This window comes from Methyloversatilis discipulorum (genome assembly GCF_000385375.1).
Classification (GTDB): Bacteria; Pseudomonadota; Gammaproteobacteria; order Burkholderiales; family Rhodocyclaceae; genus Methyloversatilis; species Methyloversatilis discipulorum_A.
Window position 1 is genome coordinate 241,359 of sequence record NZ_ARVV01000001.1, and the last position, 19,119, is coordinate 260,477.

Annotated in this window: 18 protein-coding genes; 9 read left to right on the forward strand and 9 right to left on the reverse strand. The window is 68.8% G+C overall.

All coding sequences use genetic code 11. The features are described from left to right. Window positions 1–42 precede the first annotated feature (42 nt). A complete protein-coding gene (locus tag METRZ18153_RS0101140) occupies window positions 43–1,764 on the forward strand; it encodes an ABC transporter transmembrane domain-containing protein (RefSeq protein WP_020163003.1) in 1,722 nt (573 codons plus the stop codon). Between the two features lie 14 nt (window positions 1,765–1,778). On the opposite strand, the gene METRZ18153_RS0101145 is transcribed toward METRZ18153_RS0101140, so the two are convergent. The 5 genes from METRZ18153_RS0101145 to METRZ18153_RS0101165 all read right to left on the reverse strand — a co-directional run bounded on the left by METRZ18153_RS0101145 (window position 1,779) and on the right by METRZ18153_RS0101165 (window position 8,438). Then, on the reverse strand, window positions 1,779–3,065 hold the full coding sequence (locus tag METRZ18153_RS0101145) for a sensor domain-containing protein (protein WP_029143471.1): 1,287 nt from the start codon (window positions 3,063–3,065) through the stop codon (window positions 1,779–1,781). Between the two features lie 124 nt (window positions 3,066–3,189). Then, window positions 3,190–3,528, reverse strand: coding sequence for a zinc ribbon domain-containing protein YjdM (locus METRZ18153_RS0101150; protein ID WP_020163005.1), 339 nt, complete (start codon window positions 3,526–3,528; stop codon window positions 3,190–3,192). A gap of 107 nt (window positions 3,529–3,635) precedes the next feature. Continuing rightward, window positions 3,636–4,595 carry a YcjF family protein gene (locus METRZ18153_RS0101155; RefSeq protein ID WP_020163006.1) on the reverse strand — a complete coding sequence of 320 codons (960 nt, stop codon included), beginning with the start codon at window positions 4,593–4,595 and terminating at the stop codon, window positions 3,636–3,638. Between the two features lie 85 nt (window positions 4,596–4,680). Beyond that, entirely contained in the window at window positions 4,681–7,320 is a 2,640-nt protein-coding gene (locus METRZ18153_RS0101160; protein WP_020163007.1) for an AAA family ATPase, read from the reverse strand. Next, entirely contained in the window at window positions 7,317–8,438 is a 1,122-nt protein-coding gene (locus METRZ18153_RS0101165; RefSeq protein ID WP_020163008.1) for a metallophosphoesterase family protein, read from the reverse strand. The genes METRZ18153_RS0101160 and METRZ18153_RS0101165 overlap by 4 nt, the downstream gene beginning before the upstream one ends. Window positions 8,439–8,667: 229 nt before the next feature. Between METRZ18153_RS0101165 and dksA the strand changes: the two genes are divergently transcribed. Beyond that, the gene (gene dksA, locus METRZ18153_RS0101170) at window positions 8,668–9,096 is read left to right on the forward strand and encodes an RNA polymerase-binding protein DksA (RefSeq protein ID WP_019915780.1); all 429 of its coding nucleotides are present in this window, start codon (window positions 8,668–8,670) and stop codon (window positions 9,094–9,096) included. A 15-nt stretch (window positions 9,097–9,111) separates the two neighbouring features. Here the strand turns inward: dksA and infA are convergent, their stop codons facing one another. After that, window positions 9,112–9,372, reverse strand: coding sequence for a translation initiation factor IF-1 (infA, locus tag METRZ18153_RS0101175; protein WP_020163009.1), 261 nt, complete (start codon window positions 9,370–9,372; stop codon window positions 9,112–9,114). 273 nt (window positions 9,373–9,645) lie between these two features. Between infA and METRZ18153_RS0101180 the strand changes: the two genes are divergently transcribed. Next, the gene (locus METRZ18153_RS0101180; RefSeq protein WP_020163010.1) at window positions 9,646–10,395 is read left to right on the forward strand and encodes a S1 family peptidase; all 750 of its coding nucleotides are present in this window, start codon (window positions 9,646–9,648) and stop codon (window positions 10,393–10,395) included. Between the two features lie 78 nt (window positions 10,396–10,473). Further along, window positions 10,474–11,685, forward strand: coding sequence for a glycoside hydrolase family 2 TIM barrel-domain containing protein (locus METRZ18153_RS0101185; protein ID WP_020163011.1), 1,212 nt, complete (start codon window positions 10,474–10,476; stop codon window positions 11,683–11,685). A gap of 214 nt (window positions 11,686–11,899) precedes the next feature. Here the strand turns inward: METRZ18153_RS0101185 and mog are convergent, their stop codons facing one another. Both mog and yjgA read right to left on the reverse strand, forming a co-directional pair. Continuing rightward, complete coding sequence (mog, locus tag METRZ18153_RS0101190) at window positions 11,900–12,499, reverse strand: molybdopterin adenylyltransferase (protein WP_020163012.1); 600 nt, start codon at window positions 12,497–12,499, stop codon at window positions 11,900–11,902. Then, a complete protein-coding gene (yjgA, locus tag METRZ18153_RS0101195; RefSeq protein ID WP_020163013.1) occupies window positions 12,492–13,070 on the reverse strand; it encodes a ribosome biogenesis factor YjgA in 579 nt (192 codons plus the stop codon). The genes mog and yjgA overlap by 8 nt, the downstream gene beginning before the upstream one ends. A gap of 72 nt (window positions 13,071–13,142) precedes the next feature. On the opposite strand from yjgA, the gene pmbA reads away from it, so the two are divergent. Both pmbA and METRZ18153_RS0101205 read left to right on the forward strand, forming a co-directional pair. Then, window positions 13,143–14,483, forward strand: a complete 1,341-nt coding sequence (gene pmbA / locus METRZ18153_RS0101200; protein WP_020163014.1) for a metalloprotease PmbA — start codon at window positions 13,143–13,145, stop codon at window positions 14,481–14,483. Continuing rightward, the gene (locus METRZ18153_RS0101205) at window positions 14,484–15,563 is read left to right on the forward strand and encodes a TRAP transporter substrate-binding protein (protein WP_020163015.1); all 1,080 of its coding nucleotides are present in this window, start codon (window positions 14,484–14,486) and stop codon (window positions 15,561–15,563) included. A gap of 76 nt (window positions 15,564–15,639) precedes the next feature. On the opposite strand, the gene metK is transcribed toward METRZ18153_RS0101205, so the two are convergent. Continuing rightward, window positions 15,640–16,803: a methionine adenosyltransferase gene (gene metK / locus METRZ18153_RS0101210; protein WP_020163016.1), complete on the reverse strand. Its 1,164-nt coding sequence runs from the start codon at window positions 16,801–16,803 to the stop codon at window positions 15,640–15,642. A gap of 169 nt (window positions 16,804–16,972) precedes the next feature. Between metK and METRZ18153_RS0101215 the strand changes: the two genes are divergently transcribed. From METRZ18153_RS0101215 to dapF, 3 genes are read left to right on the forward strand one after another with little or no spacing between them, the layout of a single operon-like run. Beyond that, window positions 16,973–17,848, forward strand: a complete 876-nt coding sequence (locus METRZ18153_RS0101215) for a lysophospholipid acyltransferase family protein (protein ID WP_198291202.1) — start codon at window positions 16,973–16,975, stop codon at window positions 17,846–17,848. A gap of 5 nt (window positions 17,849–17,853) precedes the next feature. Beyond that, on the forward strand, window positions 17,854–18,282 hold the full coding sequence (locus METRZ18153_RS0101220) for a CoA-binding protein (protein ID WP_020163018.1): 429 nt from the start codon (window positions 17,854–17,856) through the stop codon (window positions 18,280–18,282). Next, on the forward strand, window positions 18,279–19,112 hold the full coding sequence (gene dapF / locus METRZ18153_RS0101225) for a diaminopimelate epimerase (protein WP_020163019.1): 834 nt from the start codon (window positions 18,279–18,281) through the stop codon (window positions 19,110–19,112). Before METRZ18153_RS0101220 ends, dapF begins: the two co-directional genes overlap by 4 nt. Window positions 19,113–19,119 lie beyond the last annotated feature (7 nt).

Sequence of the window (19,119 nt, forward strand, 5' to 3'; positions counted from 1 at the left end):
GGATGATTCTGCGTGAGTGATTTACGTCGTGCCCGGCAGGTGATGTGGGAACTGGTGAAGCCGCACCGCGGCCGTCTGGCGCTGGCGGCGCTCGGTCTGGTGCTGGCCGCCAGTTCGGCGCTGGCGCTCGGCCAGGGCCTGCGCAGCGTGATCGACCAGGGCTTCGCCGCCGGTGATCCGCAGTGGCTGGACCGCGCGCTGGCCGGCACGCTGGGGCTGGTCGTGCTGCTGGCCGGCGCGACCTGGCTGCGCTTCTACAATGTTTCGTGGCTGGGCGAACGGGTGGCGGCCGACCTGCGCACGCGGGTTTACGCCCACCTGCTTACGCTGCCGCCCTCCTTCTTCGAGGCCGGGCGTACCGGCGAGGTCATTTCCAGGCTGACCAACGACACCGCGCAGATCGAGAATGTGGTCGGCTCGACCCTGTCGATCGCGCTGCGCAACACGCTGATGCTGGCCGGCGGCCTGGTCATGCTGGGGCTCACCAGCGGTCGGCTGACGCTGCTGGTGCTGGCCGGCGTGCCGGTGGTGGTGGCGCCTATCGTCATCTTCGGCCGTCGCGTGCGCGGGCTGTCGCGCGAACGCCAGGCACGGGTGGCTGATCTCGGTACCCATGTGGATGAGAGCGTGCACGCCATCCGCATCGTGCAGGCCTGCGGTCACGAGGCGGCCGACCGCACGCATTTTGCGGCGCTGGTCGAGCGCAGCTTCGACACCGGCGTGCGCCGCTATCGCCACACGGCGGTGATGATCGTCATGGTCATCCTGCTGGTGTTCGGCTCGGTTGCCCTCATCCTGTGGGTGGGCGGCCATGACGTGCTGGCCGGGCGCCTCAGCGCCGGCGAACTGTCGGCCTTCGTGTTCTACGCCGCCATCGTCGCCAGTTCGGTCGGCGCGCTGTCCGAGGTATGGGGCGAACTGCAGCGCGCCGCCGGTGCTACCGAACGCCTGATCGAACTGCTGGACACGCAGCCGGACATCGCCGCGCCGGCCGACCCGCAGCCGCTGCCGCAGCCACCGCGCGGCGACATCGCCTTCCGCGGCGTGCGCTTCTGCTATCCCAGCCGACCGGACATTCCGGCGCTGGACCGCTTCGAGCTGACGGTACGCGCCGGCGAGACGGTGGCGCTGGTCGGGCCGTCGGGCGCCGGCAAGTCCACGCTGTTCCAGCTGCTGCTGCGCTTCTATGATCCGCAGGCCGGCACCGTCGAGATCGACGGCGTGCCGCTGGCGCAGGCCGACCCGGCCGCCGTGCGCGCGCGCATCGCGCTGGTGCCGCAGGAAGCGGTCATCTTCGCCGCCAGCGTGGCCGACAACGTGCGCTACGCGCGGCCCGAGGCGAGCGACGACGAGGTCCGCGCCGCCTGCGAGGCGGCCTTTGCCGACGCCTTCATCCGTCAGCTGCCCGGCGGCTATGACAGCCCGCTCGGCGAACGCGGCGTGCGGCTGTCCGGCGGCCAGCGTCAGCGGCTCGCGATCGCGCGTGCCATCCTCGCCGACAGGCCCATCCTGCTGCTGGACGAAGCCACCTCGGCGCTCGACGCAGAGAGCGAGCGCATGGTGCAGGCCGCACTGGCGCCGTTGATGGCCAGCCGTACCACGCTGGTGGTGGCGCACCGCCTGGCTACCGTTCAGCGCGCCGACCGCATCATCGTGCTCGACCACGGCCACGCCATCGAATCCGGCACGCACGCAGAACTGCTGGCGCGCAACGGCCTGTACGCGCAGCTGGCACGGCTGCAGTTCATCGACGACGGCAGCTGAGGTCCGAGCAGTGCTCAGCGTCGCCGCTTCGCCGCGTACATCGCGGCGTCGGCGATCAGCAGCAGATCCTTCGCGCTGTCGCCGTTCTCCGGCCAGCGGGCGATGCCTATGCTGGCGCCGACCGTCAGTTCGTGGCCGTCCATCGTCACCGGCCGCGCCAGCACATCGCGGATCTTGTCGGCCACCGTCTCGGCGTCCTCCATGCGGCGTACGTCGGCCAGCAGCACGACGAATTCGTCGCCGCCGATGCGCGCCACCGTGTCGGCGTCGCGCACGCACTGGCGCAGGCGCTGCGCGACGTCGTGCAGCAGCACGTCGCCAGCGGCGTGGCCCAGCGTGTCGTTCACTTCCTTGAAACGGTCGAGGTCGAGATAGAGCAGGGCCAGCCGGCCCTTGGCGCGGCGCGCGGCGGCGATTGCCGTCTCGATGCGGTCGTGCAGCAGCGCGCGGTTGGGCAGGCCGGTCAGGCCGTCGTACTGGGCCATGCGGCGCAGGCGCGTCTGCAGTTGCATGCGCTCGAGCGCGGTGGCGATCTGGGTGGCGACGAAGTTAAGGAGTTCGCGGTCGCGCTCGGTGAACACCGGTGCGCCGGGGGCACGCTTCAACGCCAGCGTGCCGAGGCAGCCGTCGGCCGACACCAGCGGCGCACCGAGCCAGGTTTCGCCGCGTTCGCCGGCCATCAGTCGGGTTTCGCCGCGCGTCACCACGTCGGCACAGAAATCGATACAGCGCGACGGCAGGCCATCGACCGGATCGCCGTGCGCGTCGGCCGCGTAGGCGATGTTGAGCGCGCCGTCGATCTCGTTGCGCACGCCCACCATCATGCGCTCGGCCGGCAGCAGGTCGGCGACGATGCGATGCGCGCGCGCCAGCAGGTCGAACAGGTCGGTCGCCACGTGCGCGGCCTCGGACATCGCGTACATCGCCGCCTGCATGTCGCCGGCGCGCCGGCGCGCGGTGATGTCGTGCGCGATCGCCACGCGCAGCCGCTCGCTTTCCGACCAGCGCGCCGACCACAGGATGTGCACGATGGCGCCGTCCTTGCGCACGTAGCGGTTCTCGAAGCTGAGCTTGGGTTCGCCCGACATGATTTCGGCCGCCGCACGCAGCGTGCGCTCGCGGTCCTCAGGCAGCACCAGGTCGATCATGCGGCGCCCGATCACCTCGTCACAGCTGTAGCCGAAGATGCGTTCGAAGGCGGCGCTGACGAATACGAAGTGCCCGAACTCGTCCACGACGCAGACGGCGTCGAGCAGGAGGTCAATTACGGCTTCGAGTGGGGCGGTGCGTCTTCTGTCCATGACCGGGAAAGTACCGCGGGTGGGCGATGCGGCGAACAATTTTCGGTCAATTTGCGCAAACGGCGAAATTTCTGAAGAAACAGCCCGTCTCCCGTCCGCGTGCCGCCGCCTCCTTCACGCCTTTTCAGACCTTCTTCACGAACTCCGACTTCAGCTGCATCGCGCCGAAGCCGTCGATGCGGCAGTCGATGTCGTGGTCGCCTTCGACCAGGCGGATGGACTTCACCTTGGTGCCCACCTTCAGCACCGACGACGAGCCCTTCACCTTCAGGTCCTTGATCAGCGTGACGCTGTCGCCGTCGGTCAGCACGTTGCCGTAGGCGTCCTTCACGACGCGCGCCTGATCGGCGGCTTCGGCGGCCTGCTGCGGCCACTCGTGCGCGCATTCCGGACAGACGTACATGCTGCCGTCCTCGTAGGTGTATTCGGAACTGCACTGCGGACATTTCGGAAGTGAACTCACGGCCTACCCATTCATGATCGGTTTCTCGCCCGCGGACCGCGGGGGCCGCCATTGTGCACTGCTGCTGCGTCAGGCCCGTTGCGCCAGCGCAAACCGACCGATGACGCTCAGCCGCCGCGCACCATCGCCATGATCTGCCCGGCGTCCAGGCCGGATGCGCGCTGGCGCATCTGCGGCAGGTAGTCCGCCTGCAGCTTCTTCGCCGGTTCAAGCATCTGCTGGAAGCCCTGTTGCAGCGCCGCTGCGCTCATCTGCCGGCCGCCGGCGTAATAGCGTTTGGCGATGTGACCGAGCGCGTAGGTGCTGGCGAACGAGAAGGCCATGCCGGTGGCGGCGCGGCCGAGACCACCGACCGTCTTGCCGGCCATCTTGCCAAGCAAGCCGCCGAGCAGCTTGCGGCCGAACTGTTCGAGGTATTGCGAGGTGAGGCCGACGCCGACCGTGGCGAGGAATTCCTTGATGTGGCCCTGGTCGAGTTCGTAGCCGTGCGCGCGGCCGATGCGATAGACCATCTTGATCTGCAGCGGAATGATGGCGACCGATGCCCAGGTCTGCGGCAGCAGTTCAAGCGCGCCATTCAGGATGGCGTAGTTCAGGATGGTCTTGTCGAGTTCGGCGTCTGATGGCGCCGGCTGCGCGGCCGCGACAGATGCGGTGACGGCTGCGGGTGCGGTGACCGCGGCAGGTGCGTACTCGTCGAGATTGGCCAGCGCGTCCGCCTTGCTTTCGGCGTCGGCCACCTGGGCGTCGCCGTCGAGGCAGAGCTGGCGCTTCAGGTCGGCGAGGAAGGCGCGTTCGGTGTCGCACTGGCGACCGTCGGCGTCGCAGATGCACAGTGCCATTTCGTAGGCGAACTGGCGCTGGCCGAGATCGCCCAGCGCCGAGGTCGCGTCGCGCAGCGTGACGCGCTTGAGCAGCACGTCCTGGTAGAGGCGCGGCAGGTCGGGCGCCTGCGCGCCGAGCGATTCGGCAAAGCGGCGCACGTGTTCGCGCTCGCGGTCGTCCTTGACGCCGTCGGCGAAGGCGGCGAACAGGGCAATGGTGAGCAGGGCGTTGTCGGGATTCATCGGCACTCCGTCGGTTGGCGGCAATGCTGCTCCGATCCGGCGCCGCGCATGCAGTTCCGCCGTCTGCCCGTGAGGCAAACCCCGCTTACAAAGCGGTCTCCAGTGTGCGCACCGGCACGCCCATGTCGCGCCACTTGTCCGGATGACAGGTGAACAGCAATACCTGGTGGCGCCGCGCGGCGTCGAACAGCACGCGCTTCATGCGCTCTAGGCGTGCGTCGTCGCTGTGCACCAGCGCGTCGTCGAGGATGATGAGCGTCGGCTTGCCGGCCGCCTTCAGCAGATCGGCATAGGCGAGGCGGGCGATCACGCCCATCTGCTCGCGTGCGCCGAAGCTCAGTTCGTCGACCTCGCCGCTTTCGCTGCCGGCGGCGCTGTCGCGCGTCAGCGGGCCGGGGCTCAGGCTGTCGTCGAGGGCGATGCGCGCACCCGGGAAGAGCAGACCGAGATAGTGGTTCAGATGTGCCTGCAGCGGCGCCTGCAGCCGCTGCGTCAGCGCGTGCCGCTTGTCGCGCAACTTGCGCAGCAGCAGGTCGAGTGCGCGGGCACGGCGCGCCAGCTGGCCGGCGCGGCGCTCGGCGGCGGCGTGGTCGCGCGCCAGCGCGGCGCGGCGTTCGTCCAGGCCCTGCGCGCCGGCCGCCTGCAGTTCGACTTCGAGCACGGTGAGCGCGTCGCGCCGCTGCGCGAAGCTGCGCTCGATCTGCTCGGCGCTGCGCGTGTAGCGCTCGACGTCCTGCGCCAGCGCCTGCGGGCGGGCGGCGTCGAGCTGGCGCGCGAGTTCGTCGATGCGCAGCGCGGCCGCTTCCTGCTGCGCCAGTGCGTCGGTCAGCGCGACGCGGGTGTCGGCCAGTTGTTGCGCGCGCGCCGGGTCGTCGAGCCGGGCGCGGGCTGCGGTCAGCTCGCGTTGCGCGGCTTCCAGCGCTGCCTGCGCCGCCGTGCAGCCATTGCGTGCGTCGGCCAGGCGACGCGTTGCCTCGGCCAGCGCGCGGCGCGCGGCGTCTTCGGCCGACTCGGCTTCGGCGACCGGCGGCAGCGCGTCGTCGCCTTCGTCCGCCTGCGCCGTCAGTCGCTGCCTCAGTTCGGCCGCACGGCCGGCGAGCGCGGCGCCTTCGGCGCGCAGCGCATCGACGCCCTGTGGCGCCAGCGCTTTCAGCGTCGCCTGCGCCGCCTTCAGGTCGGACAGCTTGTGCGCGTGCTGCTGCTGGCGCGCCTCGGCGGCGTCGAGCGAGGCGAGGCCGAGCCGGGCCAGCGCACTGGCGTGGCGGTCCTGCAGTTCGGCCGCTTCGCGCGCCAGCGCGGCGAGGTCGCCGCCGCCCGGTTCGATGCGCAGCCGGCCGTAGCCGGGCAGCGTCAGCGTGGTGGCGTCGAGCAGCAGGCGCTCGCCGTCGCCGCTGAGCACGGCGTCGCCGATGCGCAGTTCGCGTCCGGCTTCGAGTGCGAAGCGCAGCCGGGTGGCGATCGCCGTGCGCCGGATGTCCAGTTCGCGCAGCTGCCGCGCCTGATCGCGCAGTGCGTTCAGATCGCCGGCCCTGATTTCGAGGGCCGCCACTTCGGCCTGCAGGGCAAGCTGGCGCGCCTGTTCGGCTTCGGCCTGCGCCAGCGTGGCGGCCAGTGCTTCGCCCTTGTGGCGGAGTTCGTCCAGATCGCGCACCAGCGCGCGCCGGTTGTCGCGTGCGCGCGTCAGCGCCAGCGTACGGCGGGCCGCGTCGTGTTGCGTCTGCGCATCGCGTTCGCGCTGCTGCCAGGGCGTGGCGAGCGCGAGTGCGTCGTCGAGCGCGCGCTGCGCAGTTGTCACCGCCTCGGCACGCGACTGTGCGTCGCTCGCCTCGGCCGCCCAGCGGTCGAGCTGCTGACGCAACAGATCGGCGCGTTCCTGCAGTGATTGCGCCGAGCGCTTCTCGACGTGCAGACGTTCCTGCAGCGACTGCGCTTCGCGCAGTGCGGCTGCTGCTGCGGCAGCCCGCGCGCGCAGGTCCTCCCATGGCCGCTGTGCGGCGTCGGCGTCGTGCTCGCGGCGCAGTTGTGCCAGCCGGTCCACCTTCTGGCGGAAGGCGAGCAGATCGTCGTCTACTTTCGTCAGCGCCTCGCGCAGCGACTGCTCTGCCTGCAGCGCTTCGGCATAGGCGCCGCGCGGACGATCGGAGGACGGCGTCAGCAACTCGTTGCGCAGCCGCTCCACCTCGTTCGTCACGTCGTCGCCGTCGCCGCCGGCGATTTCGCCGAGCGAGGCGTTCAACGCGGTGCGCAGGTGATCGGTGGCGTGCGTGACGGCGGCGCGGATGTCCTGCGCGCTGCCCTGTTCCATCCACAGCAGGCCGGGGATGCCCCAGTGCTCGGCCTTGCTCGACCCTTTGGCGGCGAAGGCGAAGCCGAGCTGTTCGGCGATGAAGTCCTCGGCTTCGGCGCCGTCGTAGGTGCGCGTGCCGAACTGCAGCGTGCAGCGCTTCTTGCCGAGGAAGCGCTTGCTCAGGCGGCAGGGCGTGCCGTTGAGTTCGAAATCCAGTTCGACTTCGGGCGCAGCACTGGCATCGCCCCAGGGACGGAGATGCTCGACCGTGCCGGAGCGGTGGCGCTCGAAGAAGGCGGCGCGCAGCGCGGCGACCAGCGTGCTCTTGCCGGCTTCGTTGGGGCCGACGAACAGATTGAGGCCGGGGTCGAGGTCGCGCAGTTCGAAGGGCTGGCGGAAGCGACGGAACTGGTCGACACGCAGGCGGCTGATCTTCATCGCACCACTCCCGCGCGGCGTGCATCGAGCAGGCCGGCCAGCAGCACCAGCGCGTCGCGCGCGGTGTCGCCGTCGGCGCTGTCCTGCGCGGCGCGCAGATCAGCGATCACCTCGCCCAGATAGCCTTCGGCGGCCAGTTGTTCGAGGTCGTCGGCGGTCGGTTCGATGCGCACGCGGTCGAGCTCGGCCAGCACGGCACGCGCGCGGCCGCGCGCCTGCGTGATCGCGTCGCGGATGCGCTTCAGGCCGTCGAGGTCGGTGCGGCCATCGATGTCGAGCTGCAGCACGTCGTCCGCTGCGAGCGCGCCGAGCAGTGTGCACAGCGCATCGACGTCGCTCGCCACCTGCAGCGTCGCGGTGTCGCTGCGCCAGCGGTAGCGGCCGGTATCCACCGGCGTTACCCGTGGCACCTCGCCCGGCGCGTCGATGTCGACGATGAGTGCGCGGCCGGAATCGTTGTTGCGGAAGCGGTCGGTTTCTGGCGTGCCGCTGTACCAGCAGCGCGCATCGACCTGACGGCAGCCGTGCCAGTCGCCGAGCGCGAGATAGTCCAGCCTTGCCTGGGCGGCGCGGTCAGCGGCAATCGGGTTGGCGGAATCGATGCCTTCGGCGAGCAGGCCCTGCACCGCCCCGTGCGCGATGCCGATGCGGAACGCGCCGGTCGGCGTGTCGGCGGCGGCAAACCAGTCGGTCAGGTCGTTGTAGGTGTGGCGCTGGGTCAGCGGCGCCGGCAGCACGACGGCGTTCAGCCCGTCGAACTGCAACGGCTCGGCGCGCAGGCACAGGTGCACGTTGTCGGGCACCGCGTTGAGCCGCTGCGCGCGCGTCCACACCGACTCGCTGAGTGCGGCGTCGTGATTGCCCGGAATCATGACCCATGGGCCGGCATGCGCGCGCGTCGCGTTGAACAGCCGCAGCACCGTCTTGTCGGCGATGCCCTGGGCGTCGAACACGTCGCCGGCGACCAGCACCAGATCGACGCGCTGTTCGGTCGCCAGTGCGGCCAGCCGCTCGACCGCGGCGATGCGGGCTTCGGCCAGCAGTGCCGCCTCGTCGGCGTCGAATTGTCCGTACTGTCGGCCGATCTGCCAGTCGGCGGTGTGGAGAAGTCTGAGCACAGGTGTGGGCGGGGCATCGCGGGGCGCATACCTTGCGTCGGCGACGCCGGACCTGTCAATCGCTGCCGGGCGCGGGCGGGCAGTATTCGCCGGCTGCGGGAAAAGTTGTGCGCACCGCCGTCATCCGGGACGTGTATCTTTAGCGCACCGGATCGCCGATTCCTGCGGCGGCCGGCGGGCACGCACCGTTGCGTGCGCCCATCCACCGCTCACCCGGAAGGCCCGTACCATGAGCGCTACCCTCCTTGCCGAGGCGGACGCCGAAGCCCGCCTGCTCGCATCCCCACCGTCGGAGTACATGTCGCCGGAGCAACTCGCCTTCTTCCGGCAGCGATTGCTCGCCGAGCGCGATGCGCTGCTGCAGTCGGCGCATGAAACGACGCAGCACCTGCACGAATTCGAGCGCACGCCCGACCCGTCGGATCGCGCGTCGCTGGAGGAGGATCATTCGCTGGAACTGCGCGTTCGCGATCGCGAACGCAAGCACCTGCACACGATAGACGAGGCGCTGGCGCGCATCGACGACGGCAGTTACGGCTGGTGCGAATTTACCGGCGAGCCGATAGGGCTCGCCCGGCTGCTGGCGCGGCCGACCGCAACGATGTCGGTCGAGGCGCAGGAACTGCACGAAAAGCGCCGCAAGATGCGCGGACGCTGACCGCGCAGCAGGGACTCAATGCGTGCGGCGTACCGGTGCGGACGCTGCGCCACGGCCTTCGATGTGACGGAAAGTGATGCGCCCCTTGCTGAAGTCGTAGGGCGACATTTCCAGCGACACCTTGTCGCCGGCGATGATGCGGATGTGGTGCTTGCGCATCTTGCCGCAGGTGTAGGCGACCACCATGTGGCCGTTCTCCAGCGTGACGCGGTAGCGCGAATCGGGCAGGACTTCCGTCACTACGCCGTTCATGTCGATCAGTTCTTCCTTGGCCATTGCGGCTCTCCCGGGGTGGGCGTGAAAAGTGGACGCCGGGCCGCAGGCGCGCGGGCCGTGGAACGTCAGCAGGACTGACTGCGGGATCGCTTTGGGATGCGACTGGATTTCGGGTCGCCGACGACGGGGTCTGCGCGAGAAGGAAACCGGAAAACTGCAGTGACGACGCGGCCGGAATCGGTGAAAACCGTACGGCGCCGGCCGACACTATGCACCGAAAACGGTCTTTCTGTCGGTATATCTGCCGAAGGCGATCACAATGAGGACCGTTTCATGCCGCCGAACCCGATGATAGAACCCATCCTGCTCGCCGCCGCGCGCATCTGCACCTTCGACGGCGCACGCGCGCTCACCAACGCCAGCGGCTTCTTCTTCGAACGTGACGGGCGGCTCTATCTGGTTACCAGCCGCCACGTGCTGGTCGATCAGCCAAGCCGTCATTTTCCCGACCGCATCGAGATCGAACTGCACACCGACGCCGCCAACATGGCGCGCTCGACCGGTTTCTCGATCCCGCTCTATCGCAACGGCAAGAGCCTGTGGCGCCAGGGTGCCGACCGTGCCGGCGCGATCGACGTCGCGCTGATCGAACTGGATCGCGCCGCGCTGCCGCCGACCGCCGTCTGGCGCGCCTTCACGCCGGCTCACCTGTCGGCCGACCTCGATCGCATCGAAGTCGGCAGCTCGCTGCTGGTGGTCGGTTTCCCGCTGGGTTTCCACGACACGCTGCACCACATGCCGGTGGTGCGTCAGGCCGGCATCGCCTCGTCCTTCGGTCTGCGCTTCCAGGGCGAAGGCTACTTCCTGACCGATGCTCGCACCCACCGCGGCATCAGCGGCGCACCGGTCGTGATGCGCGTGCCCGACGACCCTGCCACGCTGGGCGACCTGCCGTGGATGCTGCTCGGCGTGCACTCCGCACGGCTCGACGTCGGTACGCGCGACCTCAAGATGGACGAGGCGCTGGGACTGAACTGTGCCTGGTATGCGGACATCCTGATGACGCTGACCCAGCCCGCCTGAGGGCATCGGCGGGAACACTGGACGGCTACGCGCCTCTCAGCTTCGTGGCCGCCGGTTGGCGGCGTCGTGCATATATATATGGCATTCCGTGAACTTTCCCGGGCGCTGACCCTGCTCGCGTTCGTCGCACTACTGTGCCTGCCGCTGCCCAGCCGCGCCGCCGACCCCGCCTGGCAGGGCGCTGCCTTCGAAGGCGACCGCGTGGCGCTGCAGAAGCTGGCCGATGCCGGCGCGCGCGTGGTGCGCGTCTATCGCGAGAGCGACGCCTGGGTGCTGGATGCGGCACAGACGATGGGCATGAAGGTGGTGATGGGGCTGTGGCTCGGCCATCCGCGCCATGGCTTCAACTACCGCGACGCTCGGCTCGTCGCCGCGCAGGACGCGCGGATCACGGATTTCGTGCGGCGCCACCGTGAGCACCCGGCGCTGCTCGCCTGGGCGATCGGCAACGAGATCGAGACCGGCGTTGGCGATCCGCGGCCGCTGTGGAACGAAGTGAACCGCGTCGCCGCTCTCGTGAAGGCGCTCGACGCGAAGCACCCGACCGTCATGGTGGTTGCCGACAACAGCGACGCGTGGCTCGCGCCGCTTGCCGGCTGCTGCCCCCACGTCGATATGCTTGGGCTGAACCTGTATGGCGGTTCCATCTTCGAACTGCCGGCCCGACTGCAGCGGCTGGGCATCGCGAAGCCGGTGCTGGTGACCGAACTGGGTCCGCTCGGTCAGTGGCAGGCCGGGCGCAAACCCTGGGGCGCGCCGGTGGAGCTGACCAGCACGCAGAAGGCGGATTTCTTCCGTGACGCGCTGGCCTTCGTCGCCAGGCAGCCGCAGATCGTCGCCGCCTTCCCCTTCCTGTGGGGCGAGAAGCAGGAACAGACCGCGACCTGGCACAGCCTGCTCGACGTCGGCAGGCCGACCGCGATGACCGACGCGTTGTCGGCAGCGTGGGGCCGCCCGCCGGCTGACGCAGCACCGCGCATCGCCGGCATCGGTATCGCGGCCGACGAGTTTCCGGCCGGAGGGGAGGTGTCGGCGGGCGTCGATGCGCAGTCGTCCGATGGTTCGGCATTGAAGACCGAATGGACGGTGTGGGCCGAGGCCACCGATCTGCGCCTCGGCGGTGACGAAGAGGTCGTGCCGCCGCGCATCCCGGTGCGCCTGCTGCATGCCGACGCGCGCAGCGTGCGCTTCGTCGCCCCGGCCGTGCCGGGCGCCTACCGGCTGTTCATCACGGTGACGGACCGGACCGGCAAGGTGGCGACCGCCAATCTGCCGTTTCTGGTGCGGTAAGGTCCAGTTTTGGCAGAGGACTGGCCGTGGAATTCTTTGGAAGGGGCCCTCTGATCCCGACATCGACCTGAGCCCAAGGCCAGGCTTCTGTGGGAGGGGTCTTCTGACCCCGACAGCGGCCTGGATCGAAGCCGGCGGAGCGCAGCGGCTGCGTCGCGACCAAGGCCGCTTCCACAAGGGGGGCGCGTCTCGCGGCCGCGGCGGCTCGGCTGACTCAGGTCTTCGCGGCGCGGATTGCCGATTTCGGGCGGAAGGCCTTCACCACGCTGTCGTCGGTTTCGATGTAGGGCCCGCCTATCAGGTCGATGCAGTAGGGCACGGCGGCGAAGATGCCGGGAACGAGCGGGCTGCCGTCGGCGTCCTTGACGCCTTCCAGCGTTTCCTTGATCGACTTGGGCTGGCCCGGCAGGTTGAGGATGAGCGTCTTGCCGCGGATCACGCCGGTTTGGCGCGACAGGATGGCGGTCGGCACGAAGCGCAGGCTGATCTGGCGCATCTGTTCGCCGAAGCCGGGCATCACCCGGTGCGCCACCGCGACGGTGGCGTCTGGCGTCACGTCGCGCGGCGCGGGGCCGGTGCCGCCGGTGGTCAGCACCAGATCGCAGCCGGCGCTGTCGCACAGTTCGATCAGCGTCGCCTCGATCTGCGGCTGTTCGTCCGGGATCAGCCGCGTTTCGAACATGACCGGGTTCTTCAGCGCGGCTGACAGCCAGTCCTTCAGCGCCGGGATGCCCTGGTCCTGGTAGACGCCGCTCGATGCGCGGTCGGAGACGGAAACCAGGCCGACCGTCAGCAGATCCTGTGTGTCACTCATCGTCGTTCTCGTCCTGTTCGGGTTCGATGTCGTCTTCGCCGCTCTGCGCGTTGTCGAGCTGGCGCAGCACGCGGAAGATTTCGCGGAAGGCGCGCGGGGGCTTGTTCAGTTCGCGTTCGCGCAGCACGTTGCGACGCAGCGTGCGCAGATGGGTCAGGTCGGCGCCCGGCCACTGGGCGGCGATGTCGCCCAGTACCTGTTCGTCGGCGATCAGCCGCTCACGCATGCGTTCCAGCATCTGCTCGCGCGCGACTGCGCGGGCGGATCGGCCGTGGATGGCGTCCAGCGCCTCGGTCAGCGGCGCGGTGTCGATGCCGCGCATCACCTTGCCGACGTACTGCATCTGCCGGCGCAGGCCTTCGTGGCTGCGGGTGCGCTGGGCCTCGGTAATCGCGATGCGCAGGTTTTCCGGCATGTCGATGCGCTTGATCTGTTCGGCCGACAGCGCGACCAGCTGCGTACCGATGTCCTGCAGCACATGGGCGTCGCGCTTCCGCTGGCTCTTGCTGGGACGGTCCGGCAGATCCTGATCGTCGGGGTTTTCGGTGGTGGAAATCGATTTGGGGCGCATTGGGATACAGAGGACGGGGCAGAGCGTGGCAAGCGGCTATTATTGCAGCCTTTGCCCGACCACGAATCCGCCATGTCCCGACAGGGTTTCAGCTATACCGACGCCAGCATGCGCGACATCGCGCAACAGCTCATCGATCATGCCCGCGCCGGTGGCGCGACTGCCGCCGAAGTCGACGTGTCCGAAGGCTTCGGCCAGTCGGTCACCGTGCGCCGCGGCGAGGTCGAAACCATCGAGTACAACCGCGACAAGGGCATAGGCGTCACCGTCTATGTCGGCCAGCGCCGCGGCTATGCCAGTTCGAGCGACTTTTCGCTGGACGCGATGCGCGCCACCGTCGATGCGGCGCTGTCGATCGCCCGCTTCACCGCCGAGGACGACGCGGCCGGTCTGCCGGACAAGTCGCTGCTGGCCACCGAATTCCGCGACCTCGACCTGTTCCACCCGTGGGAACTGCCGGTCGAGCAGGCGATCGATCTGGCCCGCCGCTGCGAAGACGCCGCCTTCGGCGTGTCGCCCGACATCCGCAATTCGGAAGGCGCCTCGGTGTCGGCCCAGCAGTCGCAGTTCATTTCCGCCAACAGCCTGGGTTTCATGGCCGGTTACGCCAGCACGCGGCAGTACATCAGCTGCTCGGTCATCGCCGGTGAGGGCGACGGCATGCAGCGCGAGGACTGGTACGCCAGCCGCCGCAATGCGCACGACCTGCCGGCGCCGGAGGCGATCGGCGATTACGCCGCGCGCCGTGCGCTGTCGCGTCTGGGTGCACGTCGCGTCAAGACGACGCGGGTGCCGGTGCTGTTCGAGGCGCCGCTGGCCATCGGCCTGCTCGGACATTTCGTGCAGGCGACCAGCGGCGGCGCGCTGTACCGCAAGTCCTCCTTCCTGCTCGACAGCCTGGGCAAGCAGATCTTCCCGAAGCACATCAACATTTCCGAGCGGCCGCACCTGCCGGGCGCGATGGGCTCCGGCATGTTCGACGACGATGGCGTCGCCACGCGCGACCGCGAGGTGGTGCAGGGCGGCGTGCTGAACGGCTATTTCCTGAGCACCTATTCGGCGCGCAAGCTGGGCATGGAAACCACCGGCAACGCCGGCGGCTCGCACAACCTCATCCTGCAGTCGGGCAGGAAGAGCCTGGAAGAGCTGATCCGCGGCATCAAGCGCGGCCTGCTGGTGACCGAACTGCTGGGCCACGGCGTCAATTACGTGACCGGCGACTACTCGCGCGGCGCCGCCGGCTACTGGATCGAGAACGGCGAAATCGCCTACCCGGTGCAGGAAATCACCATCGCCGGCAATCTGCGTGACATGTTCATGGGCATACAGGAGGTCGGCGCCGACGCGCTGGTGCGCGGCTCGAAGCAGAGCGGCTCGGTGCTGATTGACCGCATGCGCATTGCAGGTGCCTGAGTGACCGACCGGCGCAGCTTCCTGAAAGCGGCGCCGCTCGCCGCTCTGGCCGGAGCTCCGGCGGTCGTCGGCGCCCAGCCAGCCATCCGCTGGCGGCTGGCGTCGAGCTTCCCGAAGGCGCTGGATGCGCTGTACGCCGCCGCGGAACAGGTGGCGCAGCAGGTCAGTGCCGCCACTGGCGGCCGCTTCCAGATACAGGTCTTCGCGGCCAACGAACTGGTGCCGCCCTTCGGCGTGCTCGACGCGGTGCGCGAAGGCACGGTCGAGTGCGGCCACTCGGCGTCCTACTACTACATCGGCAAGGACCCCACCTTCGCCTTCGATTGCGCCATGCCCTTCGGCCTGAACAGCAGGCAGCAGTCCGCCTGGCTGGTCGATGGCGGCGGCATGGCGCTGATGCGCGAACTGTTCGCCGGCTACAACATCGTCAATTTTCCCTGCGGAAATACCGGCGCGCAGATGGGCGGCTGGTTCCGCCGAGAAATCCGCAGCGTGGCCGACCTCAAGGGCCTGAAGATGCGCATCGGCGGCTACGCCGGCCAGGTGGTGTCGCGGCTGGGCGTGGTGCCGCAGCAGATTCCGGGCGCCGACGTCTATCCGGCGCTGGAAAAAGGTGCGATCGACGCCGCCGAGTGGGTCGGCCCGTACGACGACCTCAAGCTGGGCTTCTACAAGGTCGCGCCCTATTACTACTACCCGGGCTGGGCCGAAGCCGGTCCGCAGCTCACCATCTACGTCAATCGACAGGCGTACGACGCACTGCCGGCCGAGTATCGGCAGATCCTCGAATCCGCCTGCGCGGCGGCCCACATCGGCATGCAGGCGCGCTACGACGCACGCAACCCTGCGGCGATGAAGAAGCTGATCGAAGGCGGCGCCCAGCTGCGCATGTTCTCGCGCGACATCCTGCTCGCGCTGCAGAAGGAGGCCTTCGCGCTGTACCGCGAAACTGCCGCCGCCAACCCGCGGTTCCGCAAGGTGTTCGAACCGTGGAACCGCTTCCGCTCGGAACAGCGCCTGTGGACGCGCATCGCCGAGAACTCGGTGGATGCGTTCGTGGGCAGGCATCCGGTCGAGTGAGCGTCGCCCGTCACGCGGCCAAATGACAAAGGCCGCAATGCGGCCCTTGTCGTTGTGCGACGCGCAGACTGACCGGTTATAGGCCCGCGTCTGCCCGCAGCGCCGCTGCCTTGTCGATCGCTTCCCAGCTGAATTCCGGCTCGTCGCGGCCGAAGTGGCCGTAGGCGGCGGTCTTCTGGTAGATCGGGCGCAGCAGGTCGAGCATCTGCACGATGCCCTTCGGGCGCAGATCGAAGTGGCGCTTCACCAGTTCGGTCAGCTTTTCGTTCGAAATCTTGCCGGTGCCGAAGGTTTCGACCATGACCGAGGTCGGCTGGGCGACGCCGATCGCGTAGCTCACCTGCACCTGGCACTTCGACGCGAGGCCGGCGGCGACGATGTTCTTCGCCACGTAGCGGCCGGCGTAGGCGGCCGAGCGGTCGACCTTGGACGGGTCCTTGCCGGAGAAGGCGCCGCCGCCGTGCGGTGCGGCACCGCCGTAGGTGTCGACGATGATCTTGCGGCCGGTCAGGCCGCAGTCGCCCTGCGGGCCGCCGATGACGAAGCGGCCGGTCGGGTTCACCAGATACTTGATTTCGCCCTTCACCAGTTCCGGCGGCAGCACCGGCTTGATGATGTCCTCGATCACCGCTTCGCGGATCGCTTCGAGCGACATGTCCGGTGCGTGCTGGGTGGACAGCACCACGGTGTCGATGCGTTCCGGCTTGCCGTCGACGTAGCGGATGGTGACCTGGCTCTTGGCGTCCGGGCGCAGCCAGGGCAGGCGGCCGTCCTTGCGCAGGTGAGCCTGGCGTTCGACCAGACGGTGCGACAGGTGCAACGCCAGCGGCATCAGCACCGGCGTCTCGTCGCAGGCGTAGCCGAACATCAGGCCCTGGTCGCCGGCGCCCTGGTTCAGGTAGTCGTCGCTGGCGCGGTCCACGCCCTGCGCGATGTCCGGGCTCTGCTTGTCGTAGGCCACCAGCACGGCGCAGCCCTTGTAGTCGATGCCGTACTCGGTGTTGTCGTAGCCGATGCGCTTGATGGTGTCCCGCGCGACGTGGATGTAGTCGACGTTGGCGGTGGTGGTGATTTCACCGGCCAGCACGACGAGGCCGGTATTGCACAGCGTTTCGGCGGCGACACGGGCGGTCGGGTCCTGCGCCAGGATGGCGTCGAGGATGGCGTCGGAAATCTGGTCGGACACCTTGTCCGGGTGGCCTTCGGACACCGACTCCGAAGTGAAGAAATACTCTGACATGCACCTGCTCCTTGTAACTTCCCTGTTGCGGTTCGTCGAACCAGCCCCGGGAAGCGAGCAGGCGACGCTTTAGCAGTATTTTTAGTCCGCCCTGCAAGTTGTCTCGTTTAACTCGGCGGAAACAGTAGTCTACCGCGTCCTGTCGTTTTCGCGAATCCAGCTTTTTTCCATGTCAGACCTCGCGAGCCGGGTGGCCATGGGGGCCTTCCGGCTGCTTTCCCATCTTCCGCTGCGCACGCTGCAGGCGATCGGCGCCATCGCCGGCCGCCTGATCCACGCGCGCTCCGCCCGTTTCCGGCGCGAGTTCGACCGCAATCTGACGTCGGCGATACCTGGCGCCGACGCCGCGCTGATCCGCGAGGCGGCCGCCCATTCCGGGCGCGCCATGCTCGAACTGCCGTGGATCTGGATGCGGCCGCGCCCCGCCGTAGTGGCCGGCGTGGTCGGGGTCAGCGGCTGGGAACACGTCGAGCGGCTGCACGCCAGCGGCCGCGGTGTAGTGCTGCTGACGCCGCACATGGGCGCTTTCGAGATCGCCGCCCGGCTGATCGGTTCGCGCATCCCGATCACCGTGCTCTACCGCGCACCGCGCCAGGACTGGCTGCGCCCGCTGATGGAGCAGGGGCGCGACGGCGACGGTGTGTCGCTGGCGGCAGCCGACGGCACCGGCGTGCGCCGGCTGCTGCGCACCATCAAGGACGGCGGTCTGGTCGGCATCCTGCCGGACCAGGTGCCGGCCAATGGCGAAGGCATGTGGGCCGACTTCTTCGGTCGCCCGGCCTACACGATGACGCTGGCCGCCCGGCTCACCTCGATGGCGGCTGGCACGGTGATGGTGTTCGCCGAGCGGCTGCCGGCCGGGCGCGGTTTCCACCTGCATTTCATCGAGCCCGAAGTACCGGTCGAAGGCGATACCGCGCAGCGGGTCGAGGCGATCAACCGCAATGTCGAAGCGCTGGTGCGCCGGTATCCGGCGCAGTACATCTGGGGCTACAAGCGCTACAAGTGCCCGCCGGGTGTGCAGCGGCCCGCCCCTGTAGAATGACAGCCATGTTTACGAATCCTGCGCCGCAGGCCATCGCAGACCTGTTGCGCCGCGTGCGCACGGTTGCCGTGGTCGGCCTGTCGCCGAACGAATCCCGCCCCAGTCATCGCGTCGCCCGCGGCATGCAGCGCTTCGGCTGGCGCATCGTGCCGGTGCGTCCGGCGGTGACCGAAGTGCTGGGCGAGCAGGCCTACGGTTCGCTGGCCGACATTCCCGAAGACCTGCGCCGGCAGATCGATCTGGTCGACCTCTTCATTGCTGCCGACCGCGTCGGCGCCTTTGTCGACCAGGCGATCGCGCTCGGCCTGCCCGCCGTATGGCTGCAGGACGGCGTGATCGACGAGGCGGCGGCGCTGCGCGCGCAGGCGGCCGGTCTGACCGTCGTGATGGACCGCTGCGTCTGGCGCGACTACAGCTCGATGGTGACTGAATGAAGCTCCGTTTTTCCAAGATGCACGGGCTGGGCAACGATTTCGTCGTGATCGACGCGATCCGCCAGCGGGTCGATCTGACGCCCGATCAGGTGCGCTTCCTGGCTGACCGCCATTTCGGCGTCGGCTGTGACCAGCTGCTGGTGGTCGAGCGCGCGCAGCAGCCGGGCGTCGATTTCCGCTACCGCATCTTCAATGCCGACGGCGGCGAGGTCGAACAGTGCGGCAATGGCGCGCGCTGCTTCGTGCGCTTCGTGCGCGAGCAGGGCCTGACCGACAAGCGGGAAATCCGCGTCGAAACGAAGAGTGGCGTGATCACGCTGACCGCCGCCGACGACATCAATGTGACGGTGAACATGGGCGTTCCGGTATTCGAGCCGGCGCGCATTCCGTTCCAGTCCGATTCCGACGCCCTCGTGCAGCCGCTCGACGTGGCAGGCAGCGCGGTGCCGATCACCGCCGTGTCGATGGGCAACCCGCACGCGGTGCAGGTGGTGGCCGACGTCGACCGTGCGCCGGTTGGCCAGCAGGGCCCGCTGATCGAATCGCACCCGCGTTTTCCGGCGCGCGTGAACGCCGGCTTCATGCAGGTGGTCGACGCCCACCACATCCGGCTGCGCGTGTACGAGCGCGGCGCCGGCGAAACGCTGGCCTGCGGCACCGGCGCCTGCGCCGCCGTGGTGGCCGGCATCGTCCGCAATCTGCTGGAGAGCCCGGTGCGCGTGAGCACGCGCGGCGGCGAACTGAACATCGCCTGGGCCGGCGAGGGCCAGCCGGTCTTGATGACCGGCCCCGCCGTCACCGTATTCGAAGCCGACATCCATCTGGAGTAGTACCCCC